Source organism: Dactylosporangium thailandense (assembly GCF_059739745.1).
In genome coordinates this window covers 9,455,689-9,469,812 of the sequence record NZ_AP029195.1, presented here as the reverse complement: position 1 = coordinate 9,469,812, position 14,124 = coordinate 9,455,689, and the positions used below count along the sequence as shown (strand labels likewise).

10 protein-coding genes are annotated in these 14,124 nt (G+C 71.3%); 5 read left to right on the top strand and 5 right to left on the bottom strand.

Annotated elements, in window-relative coordinates:
• The first annotated feature begins 5 nt into the window (after positions 1-5).
• Both AC6JBM_RS42115 and AC6JBM_RS42110 read left to right on the top strand, forming a co-directional pair.
• On the top strand, positions 6-311 hold the full coding sequence (locus tag AC6JBM_RS42115) for a hypothetical protein (RefSeq protein ID WP_497979364.1): 306 nt from the start codon (positions 6-8) through the stop codon (positions 309-311).
• Positions 302-3,346 (top strand): esterase-like activity of phytase family protein, encoded by a 3,045-nt coding sequence (locus tag AC6JBM_RS42110; RefSeq protein WP_497979363.1) that lies wholly within the window; start codon positions 302-304, stop codon positions 3,344-3,346. The genes AC6JBM_RS42115 and AC6JBM_RS42110 overlap by 10 nt, the downstream gene beginning before the upstream one ends.
• Positions 3,347-3,407: 61 nt before the next feature.
• Here AC6JBM_RS42110 and AC6JBM_RS42105 read toward each other — a convergent pair whose 3' ends face one another.
• The 4 genes from AC6JBM_RS42105 to AC6JBM_RS42090 are packed head-to-tail and all read right to left on the bottom strand — an operon-like array spanning position 3,408 to position 8,994.
• Positions 3,408-4,754 (bottom strand): DUF4407 domain-containing protein, encoded by a 1,347-nt coding sequence (locus AC6JBM_RS42105; RefSeq protein ID WP_497979362.1) that lies wholly within the window; start codon positions 4,752-4,754, stop codon positions 3,408-3,410.
• Positions 4,751-6,139, bottom strand: a complete 1,389-nt coding sequence (locus tag AC6JBM_RS42100) for a hypothetical protein (RefSeq protein ID WP_497979361.1) — start codon at positions 6,137-6,139, stop codon at positions 4,751-4,753. Before AC6JBM_RS42100 ends, AC6JBM_RS42105 begins: the two co-directional genes overlap by 4 nt.
• Positions 6,136-8,403: a hypothetical protein gene (locus AC6JBM_RS42095; protein ID WP_497979360.1), complete on the bottom strand. Its 2,268-nt coding sequence runs from the start codon at positions 8,401-8,403 to the stop codon at positions 6,136-6,138. Before AC6JBM_RS42095 ends, AC6JBM_RS42100 begins: the two co-directional genes overlap by 4 nt.
• A 3-nt stretch (positions 8,404-8,406) precedes the next feature.
• The gene (locus AC6JBM_RS42090) at positions 8,407-8,994 is read right to left on the bottom strand and encodes a toll/interleukin-1 receptor domain-containing protein (protein WP_497979359.1); all 588 of its coding nucleotides are present in this window, start codon (positions 8,992-8,994) and stop codon (positions 8,407-8,409) included.
• Between the two features lie 112 nt (positions 8,995-9,106).
• On the opposite strand from AC6JBM_RS42090, the gene AC6JBM_RS42085 reads away from it, so the two are divergent.
• A complete protein-coding gene (locus AC6JBM_RS42085) occupies positions 9,107-10,663 on the top strand; it encodes a helix-turn-helix domain-containing protein (protein WP_497979358.1) in 1,557 nt (518 codons plus the stop codon).
• A gap of 118 nt (positions 10,664-10,781) precedes the next feature.
• Here AC6JBM_RS42085 and AC6JBM_RS42080 read toward each other — a convergent pair whose 3' ends face one another.
• Positions 10,782-11,747 carry a hypothetical protein gene (locus tag AC6JBM_RS42080; RefSeq protein WP_497979357.1) on the bottom strand — a complete coding sequence of 322 codons (966 nt, stop codon included), beginning with the start codon at positions 11,745-11,747 and terminating at the stop codon, positions 10,782-10,784.
• Positions 11,748-11,941: 194 nt separating this feature from the next.
• Here AC6JBM_RS42080 and AC6JBM_RS42075 point away from each other — a divergent pair, with 194 nt between their 5' ends.
• Both AC6JBM_RS42075 and AC6JBM_RS42070 read left to right on the top strand, forming a co-directional pair.
• Positions 11,942-13,360 carry a hypothetical protein gene (locus AC6JBM_RS42075; protein WP_497979356.1) on the top strand — a complete coding sequence of 473 codons (1,419 nt, stop codon included), beginning with the start codon at positions 11,942-11,944 and terminating at the stop codon, positions 13,358-13,360.
• Positions 13,357-14,067, top strand: coding sequence for a hypothetical protein (locus AC6JBM_RS42070; protein ID WP_350610040.1), 711 nt, complete (start codon positions 13,357-13,359; stop codon positions 14,065-14,067). Before AC6JBM_RS42075 ends, AC6JBM_RS42070 begins: the two co-directional genes overlap by 4 nt.
• The last annotated feature ends 57 nt before the right edge of the window (positions 14,068-14,124 follow it).

Genomic DNA, 14,124 nt, shown 5'->3' with positions numbered 1-14,124 from the left:
CGGCCATGGCAGACGTACTCGTGCCGTCCACCTTGGCCGGAAAGGCGATGGTGCGGCGGGTGTTGGCGGCGGCGAGTCGCATCCCGGCCAGCTCGACGTTGCTCTCCTGGCGCAACGCGTCCCAGATCTCCTGCGAGCGCTGTGCGAACGGCTCGAACCGCTCGTCCCGCAGCGCGGTGATGGCGGGCTTCAGCCAGTCCCGGGCGGCGTTGACGCGCTTCAGCCGCGCGTCGGCCTCGGAGGCGGCGCGGGCCTGCGGCAGCCATTCCTGCAACGCGGCCCCCTGTTCGCGCCAGGCGTCGTGGCGCTGACGCAGCCAGGCGCGAGTGTGCTCCTGGAGTTCGGTGAGCGCATCCAGCAGCGGGGGATAGGCGGAGAGTGCTTTCGCATCCCACGCATCGAGCAGCGCGCGGAACCGCGTCGCGGGTTCGCCGAGCGCTTCGAGATCCTCGGAACGGATTCGCGGGCCCACATCGAGCAGGCGCTCGGCCCGAGCGCGCACCTCCCGCAGCCGGTCGACCGCCGCGGTACCGCGTTGAAGCCGAGCGACGGTCTCGCCGGCGTTCGCGCGCCAGGCGGCGTCGAGTGTCCCGGCACCACAGACCGGGCAGACGACGTCGCCATGCTCATCATGGAAGGCGACCGCCATTCGCAGCAGCCGCGCGGCCTCGTCGGCGGCGCCCGCGCCGGCGGCGACCAGCTCATCGGCTCGCCGCGACGCCTCCGCGAGCTCCTCGCCCAGCCGATTGACCTGCTCGAGCTCGGGGAACTCGACGGCGACCACGCGACGACCGGCGACCGCGACCGGGTCGGCGGCGTCCTCGCCCGCGTCGGCGAGCAGCTGATCGAGGGCGTCGAGGTCGGGCGTCCGCTTGGCCAGGATGGCGACGGCGTCCGCGGCCCGCTGGTCGTCGACCTCTGCCAGCGCCAGGCGCAGGGCCTCGCGCCGGGCCTTGACGGTCGCGACCCTGTCGCTCAGCTCGCGGCGGACCCGCATGAGCCGCCCGTCGGCCTCGGTCAGCGGCGTCATGCCGAGGATGGGCGCCAGGGCGTCGAAGAGTCCGCTGGGCCTGGAGAGCCGTCACGGCCTCGTTGCTCGCCGTTCAGCCGATTGGCACCCGACGGGCAACGTCGCCTGCCAAGATCACGACGCATGTCCCGTCGCAAGATTTCTCTCGCGCTCGTGACGCTCGCGGTCACCTCGGCCGGGCTTGTTCCCGGCACGGCCGCCAGCGCGCACGGCAGTCGCCCCGTCTATTGGGATCGTCAGGCCACCTATCCCGTCTTCCAGAACCGGCCCGCCGGGCAGGACGCCGCCGCCCCGACGGCCGCCGAGATCTCCGCGGTCACCGAGGACGGCAAGAGGCTGATCTACACCGACGCGCTCGGCAAGCGCGTCGGGTTCCTCGACATCCGCAACGCGAAGAAGCCGCAGGGGCTCGGCACGCTCGGGGTCGACGGGGAGCCGACCTCGGTCACCGTCCGGGGCGAATACGCGCTCGTCGTCGTCGACACGAGCGCGAGCTTCACGAACCCGTCCGGTGTGCTGCTGGTCGTCCGCATCAAGGACCGCCGGATTGTGCGCACCATCGACCTCGGCGGGCAGCCGGACTCGATCGCGATCGGCAAGAGCAAGCGCTACGCCGCCATCGCCATCGAGAATCAGCGCGACGAAAGCGTGAACGGCGGGGATCTGCCGCAGGCGCCGGCCGGATTCGTGCGGATCGTCGACTTCCCGTCGGACAATCCGGCGCGCTGGGGAGTGCGCAAGGTCGAGCTGCCCGCGGAGAAGCTTCAGGGGCTCACCGCGCCCGGGGACGCCGAGCCCGAATACGTCTCGATCAACGCGCGCGACAAGGCCGTTGTCACGCTGCAGGAGAACAACGGCATCGTCGTCATCGATCTGCGGACGGGCCGGGTGGAGAAGGCATTCTCCGCCGGTACCGCCACCGTCAAGGGCATCGACGTCAAGAACGACGGCAAGCTCGACCTCACCGGGCAGATCACCGACGTGCCGCGCGAACCCGATTCGGTCGCCTGGGTGGATGACCGGTATGTGGCCACCGCGAACGAGGGCGACTGGAAGGGCGGGACCCGCGGCTGGACCGTTTTCGACACGTACACCGGCCGGGTCGTCTGGGACGCCGGAAACAGCTTCGAAAACCTCGCGGTCACCTATGGGCTGCACAACGAGGGCCGGGCCGGCAAGAAGGGCACCGAGCCCGAGGGTCTCGCGATCGCCACGTTCCACGGCACGCGCTACGCGTTCGTCGGGTCGGAGCGCAGCAACTTCGTCGCGGTGTACGACATCGACAACCCCGCGAAGCCGGTCTTCAAGCAGATCCTGCCCACGACGAACGGGCCCGAAGGACTGCTCCCCATTCCCTCGCGGGACATGCTCGCCGTTTCCAGCGAGGTCGACGACGCCTCGGTGAATGTGCGCTCGAGCGTCGGCCTGTTCGAGCTGGGCCGCGACGAGCCCGGATTCCCGGGCATCGTGAGCCGCGACCTCATCGGCTGGGGCGCGCTCGGCGCATTGTCCGCCGTTCCCGGAAAGCCCTCGAAGCTGTACTCCGTGACCGACGCGGCCTACTCGCCGACCCGAATCCTGACGATCGACGCGGCGCGGAAGCCGGCCGAGATCACGACCGAGCTGACCGTGACGGACGCGGCTGGGGCGCCGGTCGGATACGACGCCGAGGGGATTTACGCGCGGCCGCAGGGCGGTTTCTGGCTCGGTGTCGAGGGCGCGACGGGCGATGGCAACAAGCTCGTCCGGCTCGACGCGAACGGGCGGACGGTCGAGACCGTGCCGCTGCCGCAGGATATCGCCGCGGGCCTTTCGAAATGGGGCATCGAGGGCGTGACGGGCGCGGGCAACTATCTGTTCGTGGCCCTTCAGCGCGAGCTCGGCACCGACCCCAAGGGCATTGCCCGCATCGGGCGCTACGACCTCACGAACAAGACGTGGCGGTGGTACGGGTACCGGCTGGAGACCACCACGACGCCGGGCGACTGGATCGGGCTGTCGGAGGTCGTCGCCGTCGACGAGAACACCCTCGCGGTGATCGAGCGCGACAAGCTCAACGGCCCGAACGCCAAGATCAAGCGGGTGTACACGGTCAAGCTCCCCGACACCGACACGTTCCCGGTGCTGCAGAAGCGCCTGGCCGTCGACGTGCTGCCCTACCTGCGCGCCGACAACGGCTGGACGCAGGAGAAGCTCGAGGGCCTGACGATCGCCGGCGACGGCCAGGTGTACGCGATCACCGACAACGACGGCGTCCAGGACGCCACCGGCGAGACGGTCTTCCTGCGGCTGGGATCGGCCAAGAAGCTCTTCTGAGCGCCGAAGGTCTTGCGCATGAAGGTGGCCGCCCCTCGCGAACGGGGCGGCCACCGCGTTGTCAGACGTCGCCGCGCAGCCGGCGGGCCAGCTCCTCGATCTGGGCGTCGAGGTTCGCCTGGCGGTCCGCCTCGGCGTCGCGGCCCTGCTCCTCGATGCGCTCCTTGCGCACCCGGACGTTGTGCTCGTTCTGCTGGATCTGCACGTCGAGGTCGCCGATCTCGCGCTCGGAGTGGTTCTTCAGCGTCTTCTCGTGCAGCCGGTTGTCGACGGTGAGCTGCCGCGAGAGCAGACCGTCGTAGGTGGTCGGCCGGGTCATTTTCTTGACCAGCACGGGCAGGCAGTCCAGCACCACCAGCAGCAGTCGCAGCAGGTAGCTCTGGAAGAGCACGAAGGAGTTCTCCCGGCCGAGCTCGTCCAGCGCCTTCTCCTGGTCGAGCAGGCCGGGCCGCTCCATCTCGTCGCGCTTCTGGTCGACGCGCTGCTTGATGGTCGCGGTGACGTTCTCGGAGTACGTCCGGCTCGCCGCGGTCAGCTGCGCGTCGATTTCGGCGATCTTGGCGTTGGCCGTGTCGAGCTCCTTCTGGCGATCCGCGCGGCCGCTGCTCGCCTTGTACTGCTGCGTCTCACCGCGCAGCTGCCGGCAGTTCGGCCCCTCGCCGACCCGGCCGCTGAGCCCGGTGCCCTTGGTGCCGTTGCACTCCTGCCGGGCCAGGTCCTCGCGCCGGTTGATCTCGGCGTCGATCGCGGCGATGTCCGACTTGGCCTTGTCCCGCTCGCGCTCGGCAGCCGCCTTCGCGTCCAGCAGCGGCCGCGGTGCCCCCGCGACGTTGAGGGTGAACTCCTTCGAGCAGCCCGTGGGGTCCTTCGGTGCCTCGCCGTCGAGCGGGTTGCAGCGCTTGAGGGTGCTTTCGTACGTCTCGACGGTCGCGCTGCGGGTCTTGTTGACCTGCGAATGAATGTCCGAGCTGAACATCCACAGCAGCAGCGGCTCGGCGACGACGAGGCCCATGAGCACGGAGATCGCCGTGCGGGCGATGAAGGTTCCGGTGCTCATGCCGCCGGTGCCGTGCGTGTTCGACACCAGCCAGCGGTCGAAGCTCAGGACGATGTACCCCCAGGTCAGCGCGGCTGGCACGAGGATCAGGGGCGAGATCTCGTGCGAGCCGAGCAGGACGTACATCGACAGCGCGGCCATGATCCCGGTGTTGAGCACGATCGCGCCCAGCCGCGTGTACCGGTGCCGCTCCTCCGGCGCCCAGTCCAGGATCGTCTCGTCGACGCCGGCGATGTGCCGCAGCCAGCGCCCCGGGCCCATGCGAGCGGGGCGGGAAGGGCGGTACGGCTCCCGCTTGATCTCGACGGTGTCCTCGTCGGACTGCGGGCGGATCAGTACGGTCTCAGTCACTGGGCCTCATCCATTCCGCCCGGGTCGCCCTCCAGCTCGGCATCGACGCCGGACCCGACGGCCCGGCCGCCGCGCGCGTCCCGCCCAGCCAGCGCCGGCTCGGGCATGTCCATCACCTTGGCGAAGATCCGGTCGGCGCCGAGGTCCGACGTGTTGAAGTGGCCCTGCGCCGCCAGGTGCTTGGCCATCTCGAACTGCCGCTCCTGCAGCAGCCGGGCGTCCTCGCGGGCCTCCCGCTTGTCCTCGAGCCGCTCCTCGCGTTCCTGGTCGAGGCGGCGCTGGTCGAACTCCCGCGTCTGCCGCCGGTCCTCGGCCGACCAGGAGTGCCGTGCCCCCTCCGCCTTCAGGCCGGCCTCCTGCAGCGCCAGGGTCTCGTCCCGCTTCGCCAGCGCCTCCTGCAGCGTCGCCTCGCGGGCGCTGTCGTCGAGGGCCTTGAGCCCGGCGGAGAGACCCTGGGCGTCGAGCTGTCCGGCGGCGTAGGCGGCGAGCAGCGCCCGCTTCGGGTCGCCGTTGATCATTTCGGCGTTCGCCTCGAACTCGGCCCGGGCGGCCTCGTTGCGCTGGTGCACCAGCCAGAGCTCCTGCGCCGTGTCCGCGCGCGCCTGGCGCAGCGTCGAGGCGTGCTGCTCCTCGTCGAGCTCGAGGTCGAGCCGGGACTTGCGCTGGCCGTGCGCGTGAGTGTCGCCGTCCAGCTCCAGGTCGAGCGAGTGCCTGCCGCGCTGGAGATGCGCGCCGTGCCGGGCGGTCTGCGTCTCCTTGCGCTGGAGGTGCTCCAGCTCGTAGATGTCGAGCTGGTGGGCGAAGTCGGTGTCGCGCCGCTTGCTCTCGAAGTCGATCAGCGACTTGGGGCTGCTGACCTCGACGTTCGCGAAGCGGACCTGGAGGCCCGGCACGCGGGCCGGCACGTGCGTCAGGTAGGCCCGCACCTGCGCGCTGACCATTCGCCGGACGTCGTTGACGTCGGTGAGCTTGTAGTCCAGCCCGAGCTCGAAGATGCGGTGGTGTGCCTTCAGGTGCCCGGTCAGCGACGAGACGGCGTTGACGCCGCCCTTGACGACGAGCGCGGGGTCGGTGACGGTGCACGTGAAGGTCACGAAGACGTCGAAGTGCGACGCGTCCTCGGACGGGATCGTGAACTGCACGGTGACCAGCGCGTCGCGGCTCGTGTCGACCACGCAGACGTTGGTGGCGTTGACGACGCGCTCGTCGACCGGCGACATGCGGTCCTCGTCGAGGATGAAGTCGTTGCCGACGCGGTAGACCAGCGACTCGTGCGCCGACGGCCGCGGAATCTCATCCGCGCGGCGGCTGCGGCGGCTGAACCACCGCGACTTCTCCGCCTTGGTCAGGACACGGGATTCGATGATGGGGTAAGGACGGCTCATCGTGCTCCTCTGGACCGGATCTTCACTGCGATGGCTTCAAGACAGGCGACGAGGACCTCGGCCAGCGGTTCCCGTCGCCCCTTGCGGAGGCGCTCGTCGACGCGGACGAAGGTGTCGTGGAACGCCTCCCGCTCGCTCGTCGGCAGCGCCGCGGCGAGGGCGAGGCCGAACGCCCGGGCGGTCTCCGGCGGGTTCTCGCTGATGTCCCGCAGCGCGTGCAGGGCGCTTCGGAGTGCGGCGAAGGCCTCCCAGCGCAGCGGGCGGTAGACGAGGACGCCGGCCCAGATCCGGGCGATCTGGGCCATCCGGTCCGGGTCGGTGTAGAGGTACTCGGCGACCGCCGGGCGGTTGGTGCGGAAGCTGCGGGCGCTCAGGACCGACAGCGTCATCAGCATCGTGAGCTCGCGCAGGTGCATGAGCTGGTTCCACGGCATCGGGCGCTTGCCAGGGCGGCGCCCGTCGCCGGTGCCGAAGCTGGTCATCTTCTTCTCGAGCAGGCCGAGCACGATGGTCGGGTCCCCGTGCTCGTCGTCGCGCAGCGTGGCGAAGAGATTGGACATCGCGATGCAGCTGACCGTGAACAGCAGCTCGTCGCGGGTCTGCGAGCCGAGTTGCCAGAGCCCGTTGACCGCGTCCGCGGGGAAGAACATCCCCAGCTCGCCGCCGAGGGCGACGGCGGCCGTCCACCGTCGCTGCGGGCTCTTGTCCTGGGCCCAGCGCACCGCCGTATCCAGGGCGACCGGCTCGAGCCCGTCGCGGTGGCACAGCAGCCACAGCACGTAGGCGGTCATGATCTGGCCCGGCAGCCCGATGTCGCCCTTCGACCACCGCTCCAGAAAGGAGCGCTGGACCTCGTCGACGCTGCAGCAGGCCAGCCAGGCCAGGCCGCTGCTGATCGCGGTCACGTCGCCGGCGTCGGTCGCCACCGCGGCGTCGAGCCACTCACGGACGGCGTTCCAGAAGTGGATGGTCTGCGTGCGCCACAGCACGGCCAGGACGTATCGGCGGTAGGCCGGCTCCTTGAACCCGATCCGCTGGATGGTGCCGCCGCGCCACGGCAGGTCGGACATGACGATCAGGCTGGTGTCGTGCAGGCGTGCCTCGCGCTCGCCGAAGATCGAGGTGTCCCGGCGGCGCAGCTCCGACCTGGCCGTGCGGCCCTCCACCCGCCGCGCCATGATCTCGTGCAGCAGCTCCAGGAGCGTCTCGTACGTGCGCACGTCGGTGCCGGCGAGGAAGCACGCGGCGGTCACGGCGTGCAGCTCCCGCTGGCTCGGACCGCCGGCGAACCACTCCCGCACCTGCCGCTCCGCGCTCTCGTCCTGCTTGCGCAGCGCCTCCTCGACCGTGAGCCCCTCGTCGCGGATCATCGCGGCGAGCGCCACGACCTTGGCCAGCGAGGCGTCCTCCGGGAGCGTGGCGAGCACGCACGTCACGACCTCCTCGAGGTCCGCGCGTCCGGCCAGATGGGCGCGCAGCACGTCCGCGACGGGCGGGCAGGCCCAGGGCACGCGCGCGATCGCCCCCGCCGCCACGCCGACGTAGTCATTCGTGATGACGAGGAAGGCCCCGGCCGCCTGGACCTGCTGCCGGAGGCTCGACCAGCTGAACTCCAGGTCCGCCCGGACGCGTTCGCGCACCTGGTCGAGCACCAGGTAGCCCTTGGCCTGCTCGTACGTGCGCTCGGTGAGCTGCTGCGGCGAACTCAGCGGTGACAGCACCACGATCTGCTCGCGGGTGACCCGGCGCAGCAGGCTGATCGCGCCGGCCCGCCGGCCGAGACCGGGACGGCCCTCGATGATGACCACCCGGTCCCTCTGCAGCTTGGCCACCGTGTCGGCGAAGCACTCCGGCTCCGCGTAGGTCGAGACGATCGCCTCGACCTCGGCCGCGGCGAGCTTGCCGGTGACCTTGCGTTGGCCACCGGCCCGGCGCTCGCCGTCGTCCAGCACGCCGAACTGTGCGCCCGTGGCGTTGACGTCCGCGTAGAAGTGCATGTTGACGTTGCTGACCTGCTCGCGGATCTTCTCGTTCTCGATGCGGGCGGCCTTGGCCTGCTCCTCGACCACGCGGCCCAGATCGAGATCGGGCGCATCCTTGGGCTTCTCCGTGGGCTGCCCGGCCGGCTCGGCGGCCTCCCCGGGCTTGGGCTGTGGCTCGGCGGGCTGAGGCTCGGCCTGCTCCGGCTCGTCCGCTTCCGGCTGCTCCGCCGCCGGCTCCTCACTCGGGTCGTCCGGCTCCACCGGCTCGTCCTGCGTGCTCACGCCTCACTCCTGGTAGTGATTGACGATGCCGAAGATGCCGCGCTGGATGTCCACGGGCCCGCTGAAGGTGGTGACCACGCTCGGCGTGCCGGCCACGGTGGCGGGGTCGGAGGTGGTGGGCGACGCCGGAGCCGGCTCGGTCGCCGGGGCCGCGAGCAGCCCGACGAGCTCGTCGGCCAGACGGTCGGCGTCCTGGGCGGCGTCACGGAAGCGCAGCGTGCGGTACTGACACAGCGCGAGGCCGCGCAGCTCCAGCGGCAGGTCGCCCGCCGCGGGCAGCTCCGCGTCGCCGACCAGGATCGGGACCACGACGACCCGGCGGCGCAGGGCCTCGGCGACCTCGCGGCGGACGTAGTCCTTGGGGTCGTCGATGCGCCGGCGACCGTGCTCGTCGCGCTCCAGCCAGCGGGTGCCGATCACGGCCGCGAGGATCTGGCACTGCCCGACCGCGGTCCAGATCTCGGCCGGATAGGCGGCGCCGGGGGCGATCGACCGATGGTCGCGGAAGACGCGCGGGCCGATTCGTTTGGTCAGGGCCTCGTCGATCAGCACTGCGGCGAGGGGTTCGTCTGCGGTTCGGTAGCTGATCATAATGTCGATCATCGGTGGGTCAGCCTCTTTCTGAATGATCGCGATCGGTGATCGGCCGGGGCTACCGGTGAAAGGCTGGGGGGTTGCGAATGCACAGCTTTGCCGGTGATTCATGCATCGGCAAGGTGTTTCCTGTAGCTCATTCGGGGACGCTTCGGGTTATGCCCGGTCGGGTCGGCCGAGTCGGCCGTTCGGGCCCCGGGTCCCGGGTGCGGGCAACCGCGCGTTCGCTCGGCCAGCCGGTCTGGCCAGCAAATTGGCCACGAAATCGGCCGGAAGGGCCATCGGTGACTGGCCAATTTCCGTGCCATTCCGGGTGCCCGAGGCTTGGGCCCGGAATAGTACTTGGCGATGCTTGCGTGCCACCCCGATGCTTGGTGTAAGTCGCCGGTCGACGGCGCGACTATACGCGACGGAAACATCACTCGGAGGCACGGTGGTGGAGCAATTCGGCCCGGAAATGCGACGGCGACGACTCGCGGAGGGATGGTCCCTGAGCGATCTATCCGGCGAGGTTCACTACCACAAGAGTCATCTCAGTAAGATCGAGAACGGTGTGCAGCTGCCCAGCCCGGAGTTCGCTCGGGCGGTCGACACCGCGTTCAAGGCCGAGGGGCGGCTCGCCGCGCTGGTCGGAAGGCCGGCGCCGGGCCGGCGCCGCAGGGCCCGGCGACCGCAGCGACGGCCCGTCGAGGACGTCGACGTCCTGCGCGTCGGCGGCGACGGCGCCGGCGGCTACGCCGGCCGGTTCTCCTGGCTCGCGGCAAGCGCGCACGACGCCGGCGACGACACCTTCGCGTGGTACCGGATGGTGTTCGACCTGCTGCGGGGCCGAGGGCAGTCCACCGCGCCCTCGTCGCTGCTGCCGCACCTCATCCTGCACACCCGCGAGCTCGCGGCCATCGCCGGCGCCGCGACCGAGGCCGAGGGCGGGCCGTTGTGGCAGCTCGCGGCCAGGTTCGCGGAGTACACCGGCTGGATGGCGCAGGAGAGCGGCGACGACGAGCACGCGTGGCACTGGACCGAGCTCGCGGTGCGATTCGCCGATCGGGGCGGCGACCGCAGCCTGCGCGGGTACGCGCTCGTGCGGCGAGCCGAGATGGCGATGTACCAGCTGCGCTCGGACGAGACGGTCGCGCTGGCGCGGCAGGCGCAACTGCTCGACTGCGGCAGCCGGGTCCGGGGGCTCGCCGCGCAGCGGGAGGCCCAGGGGCATGCGCTGGCCGGGGCCGTGTCCGAGTGTCACCGGGCGCTCGAGCGGGCCGAGCGGTGGTTGTCCGAGCCGGAGACGCACGGCGCGCTGCCGGAGCTCGGCACGACCAACGTGATCGATCTCAACGACATGGCGGCCGGCTTCGCGCTCGTCGACCTCGGCGACGCGGCGCGGGCCGGTGAGCTGCTCAGTGCCCAGCTGGACCGCACACCGCGTTACGCGCACCGGATGCGGGCCCGGATCGGGGCCCGATACACGCTGGCCCTGGTCGGCATCGGCGACGTCGAGCGGGGATGCGCCGAGGCGCAGCGGGTGCTGCGCTGGTGCGCCGGCACCGGGTCGGTGACGATCGCCGCCGACCTGCGCCGCCTGGGTCGCGAGCTGAACCGCTGGACGGCGCGGCCGCACGTGCGCGAGCTCCTGCCCCGGCTCACTGCCGCGGTCGCCGAGCGTTGACCCGTGTTGCCAACGGGCAACCCCTGCCGCATGCGGGCCGCGCGGCACATGCTGATGAGCGGGTGCAACCGCCCCGGGGGGATCAGTGGAGGGTTCCATGGAGTCGCACGACCGATGATCACGGCGGGCTGGCCTGCGGGGTCCATCGAACGCCGTACGCCAGCCCCTCGTGCAGCCGCCAGAACTCGTGGTGCAGCTCCCCGAGGCCGTCGGGCGAGAGCCGTTCGCCCTGGCGGCCGCCGTCGACGACGCGCGGTGCGACGCCGTCCAGCTTCCAGGCCTGCCGCGGCGGCCGGCCCGGGTCGAAGCGCACGATCAGCTTGAAGTGCTCGCACGGCGTCAGCGGCTGCATGACGTAGTGCGGCGCGACGGCGGTACCCGGCGGGAACCGGAAGGCCATCGCGTACTCATGGCGGTCACCGGCGCCGAACGCCCGCGGCAGCCGGAGCCGGTACTGATGGTGGTCCGCGCTCGGATGCGTCTGCCCGGCGATCGCGACGCCGAAGAGCACGTCGACCGCGGGCGGCGCGGGCGCCGGCCGGGAGCCGTCCCGGCCGGGCGCGCTGAGCCGGCATGCGATCTCGTCGACCCCGTCGTCCACGAACTCGACCACCCGCCGCTCGGTCAGCCGCGGTCCGTCGGTGGTCAGATCCAGCACGCCCTCCAGCGAGCGGGTCCGCCAGCCGCCGGGCGCCCGGCCACCGGCCGCGCTCCCCGTCGTGCCGGCGGCCGCGGCGACGAAGGCATCGAGCGCCTCGTCCATGCGCCGGCGGGCGGTCCTGATGCCGTACCGCTCCCGCTCGGCCAGCCACGCCTGCCGCTCCTCGAGCGTCTCCAGCATCGCGTCCGGCAGCAGCGCGAACTGCGCCAGTCCCGGCAGCAGGAGCGCGGGCGCGTGCTCGCGCAGCACCGGCTCGAGAGCCTCGCGCAGCTTGGTCCGCGCTTGCGCCGTGGTGTCGGCGCCGGTGATGCCGGCAAGCGTGCGCAGTGCGCCGCCCAGCCGGCTCGCGAAGACCGGGTTCCCGGCGGCCCGGCCTTTGCGAAACGCCCTGAGGTCCCGGGTGAGCGACTGGGGATCGACCACGCCGTCGAGCTTGTCACATGCGCCGGGCCCCGCGTTCCGTCGCGCGGGATTCTTCGTTCTGTCTTTGGCGGCCTGGCGCGGCGCCGGGGCGGGACGGTTCGGGCGCACGTCACACCCGCTTTCGCTGTTCCGGATCCGCCGAGCGTGGTTGCTACGGTAGGCGGACGTGTCGGCGAGGCGGGGGAGGGCAGCGGGTGACCGAGCCCTTCGTGGCCTCGCCGGTGGGGCATGCCTCGATGCGCGCCCGGTGGCGGGCGCTCATCCTCACCGACCCGGTCGCGCGGCTCGTGCGCAACGCCGTCCACGCGGACATCCACGAGGCCTATGACCTGCGGCAACTTGCGCTCGCGGCGATCGACCTCGCGGTCGCCTCGCTCGGGTTCGCGCGGGCGCTCACGCTCGCCGAGCTGATCGAGTCGATCGCCGAGCTCGCCGCGCGGATGCGGCCGGGCGACACCGGCGCGCACGAGGACGCCGCGCGGTGGGTGGTCCGGGGACTGCTCAACGACACCGACAACCAGCGCGCGTTCGTGTACGTCTTCGACAACACCGAGGAGTACGCCTTCCGGCTCCTGCAGCTGCAGGACGGGCCCGACGGTGCCCTGGTGCTCGCCTCGCCGCAGGCCGTCATGCTCTACCTCAACGGGCTCGATCTCGACGTCGACGACGCCGAGGCCGCGTTCTCCGTCGTGCTCCAGCGGCAGCTGCGCGACCGGCGGTTCGAGGCCGCCGGGCGCACCGCGATGCAGGCCGAGCGCGTGTCCGTCGCGATGTCCGCCTCGCTCGCGGACATCCTCGATGCGACACAGCGGGATGTGCGTTCCATCGACTGGGTGAACGACGTGCCGCAGCGACTCCAACGCGCACGCGAGCATGTCGAAGCGCGCATCGCCGCCGACGCCGAGGTGCTCAACCACGTCGCCGCCGGCATCGACACCGAGACGGATCCCGAGGTCAGGCGGGCTTCCGGGGACCTTGTCGACACGCTGCGGCGCATTCGGCAGGTGCATCTGGACCTGGCCGAACGCGTCAGCGACGCCCGGACGATCTTCCTCCAGGCGCAGCTGCAGCAGGTGTTCGCCCGTCGGGTACACCTGCGGCTGTTGCATGTCGAGCGAGAACTGCTCCATCCGGTCCTGAAGCTGCACCGGGAGGCGGCGACCGAGGTCGTCGAGGCGTTCGGGGACCGCGTCGTCGGGCTGCGGATCCCACGCCTGCTGCAGCTGGACAACCTCGTCGACGTGCTGCTCGCGCCGCCGCGGCCGGTCGCCGGTGACGAGGAGGACAGCGAGGACCCGGGGGAGACCGAGGGCGTCGAGCTCCAGGCCTATCCGTCCACTGTGGTCGCCGAGGTGACGCGCATCCTGAAGCGCGCCGAGCGGGAGCCGGTGCTGCTCTCCGAGCTGCTCAAGGACGCCAAGGACGACCAGACCACGGAGCTGGTGCTGCTGTCCGCGCTGTGGGCCTACGCGCCCGACGTCGTCGAGCCCGGCGAGCAGCACAAGGACCTGAGCGCGCTGCAGACCGAGCGGACGGGCACCCGGCTCGACCACCCGTTGGCGTGGGGCGACGACCTTCGCGTGCAGTACACCGAGGAGGAGCAGGAAGCGTGACCGTACCCATCGAGGACGTCCGGGCCGCGGCGGAGCTGGTCGCGCTGGGCCTGCGCACGGGCGCGCGTCCGACGGACGGCAACCCGTACGGGAAGCTGCTGGAGCGGTACCGCACCCAGACCCTGTTCCGTGACACGGTGGACACGCTCGCGAGCGGGCTCGGGCTGGTCGTGCTCGGCGCGCCGCCGCGCACCGGGCTCGTGCTCAGCACCTACCCGGGGAGCGTTTTCGCGGTCCGGATGGGCGATCTGCGCAGCACCGGCATGTCCGCGGACGAGAAGCTCCTCGCCGGACTGATCGTGCTCGGCGTGGCGGCGTACGCGTTTCCGCAGGAGGTCGACCTCGACAGCACCGAGGTCAAGACGGTCGAGGTCGCGGCGCTGGACAAGTTCATCCGCGACACGATCGACCGGGTGCTCGCGATACCCGGCGACGACGACACGGTGGACGGTCAGGCGCGGCAGGCGGCCGAGGTCTACCGTCGCACGGCCGCGTTCCGGCCCAAGGACCGCCAGCCCGGCCCGGCCAAGGGGTGCACGCAGTTCGCGGTCGCCGAGGTGCTCGGCTGGCTCGTGGAGCGGGGCGCCGCGCGGCCGATGCCGCAGCTCGGGCCGAGCACGTTCCAGCTCACGGACCGCTTCCGTCTGCTGGTCGCTGATGTGGCGGGTGGCGAGGCCCTCGAGGCGATGAGGTCGGTACAGCACTGATGGCAGCTCCCGCGAGGCTCTGGAGAATCCGGCGGATCTACCTTGACCGGATCGGCT

Coding starts and splice junctions, on each gene's coding strand:
- AC6JBM_RS42085 (WP_497979358.1), top strand. CDS start 9,107: ATGCATCGGCAAGGTGTTTCCTGTAGCTCATTCGGGGACGCTTCGGGT.
- AC6JBM_RS42090 (WP_497979359.1), bottom strand. CDS start 8,994: ATGATCAGCTACCGAACCGCAGACGAACCCCTCGCCGCAGTGCTGATC.
- AC6JBM_RS42115 (WP_497979364.1), top strand. CDS start 6: ATGGCAGACGTACTCGTGCCGTCCACCTTGGCCGGAAAGGCGATGGTG.
- AC6JBM_RS42100 (WP_497979361.1), bottom strand. CDS start 6,139: ATGAGCCGTCCTTACCCCATCATCGAATCCCGTGTCCTGACCAAGGCG.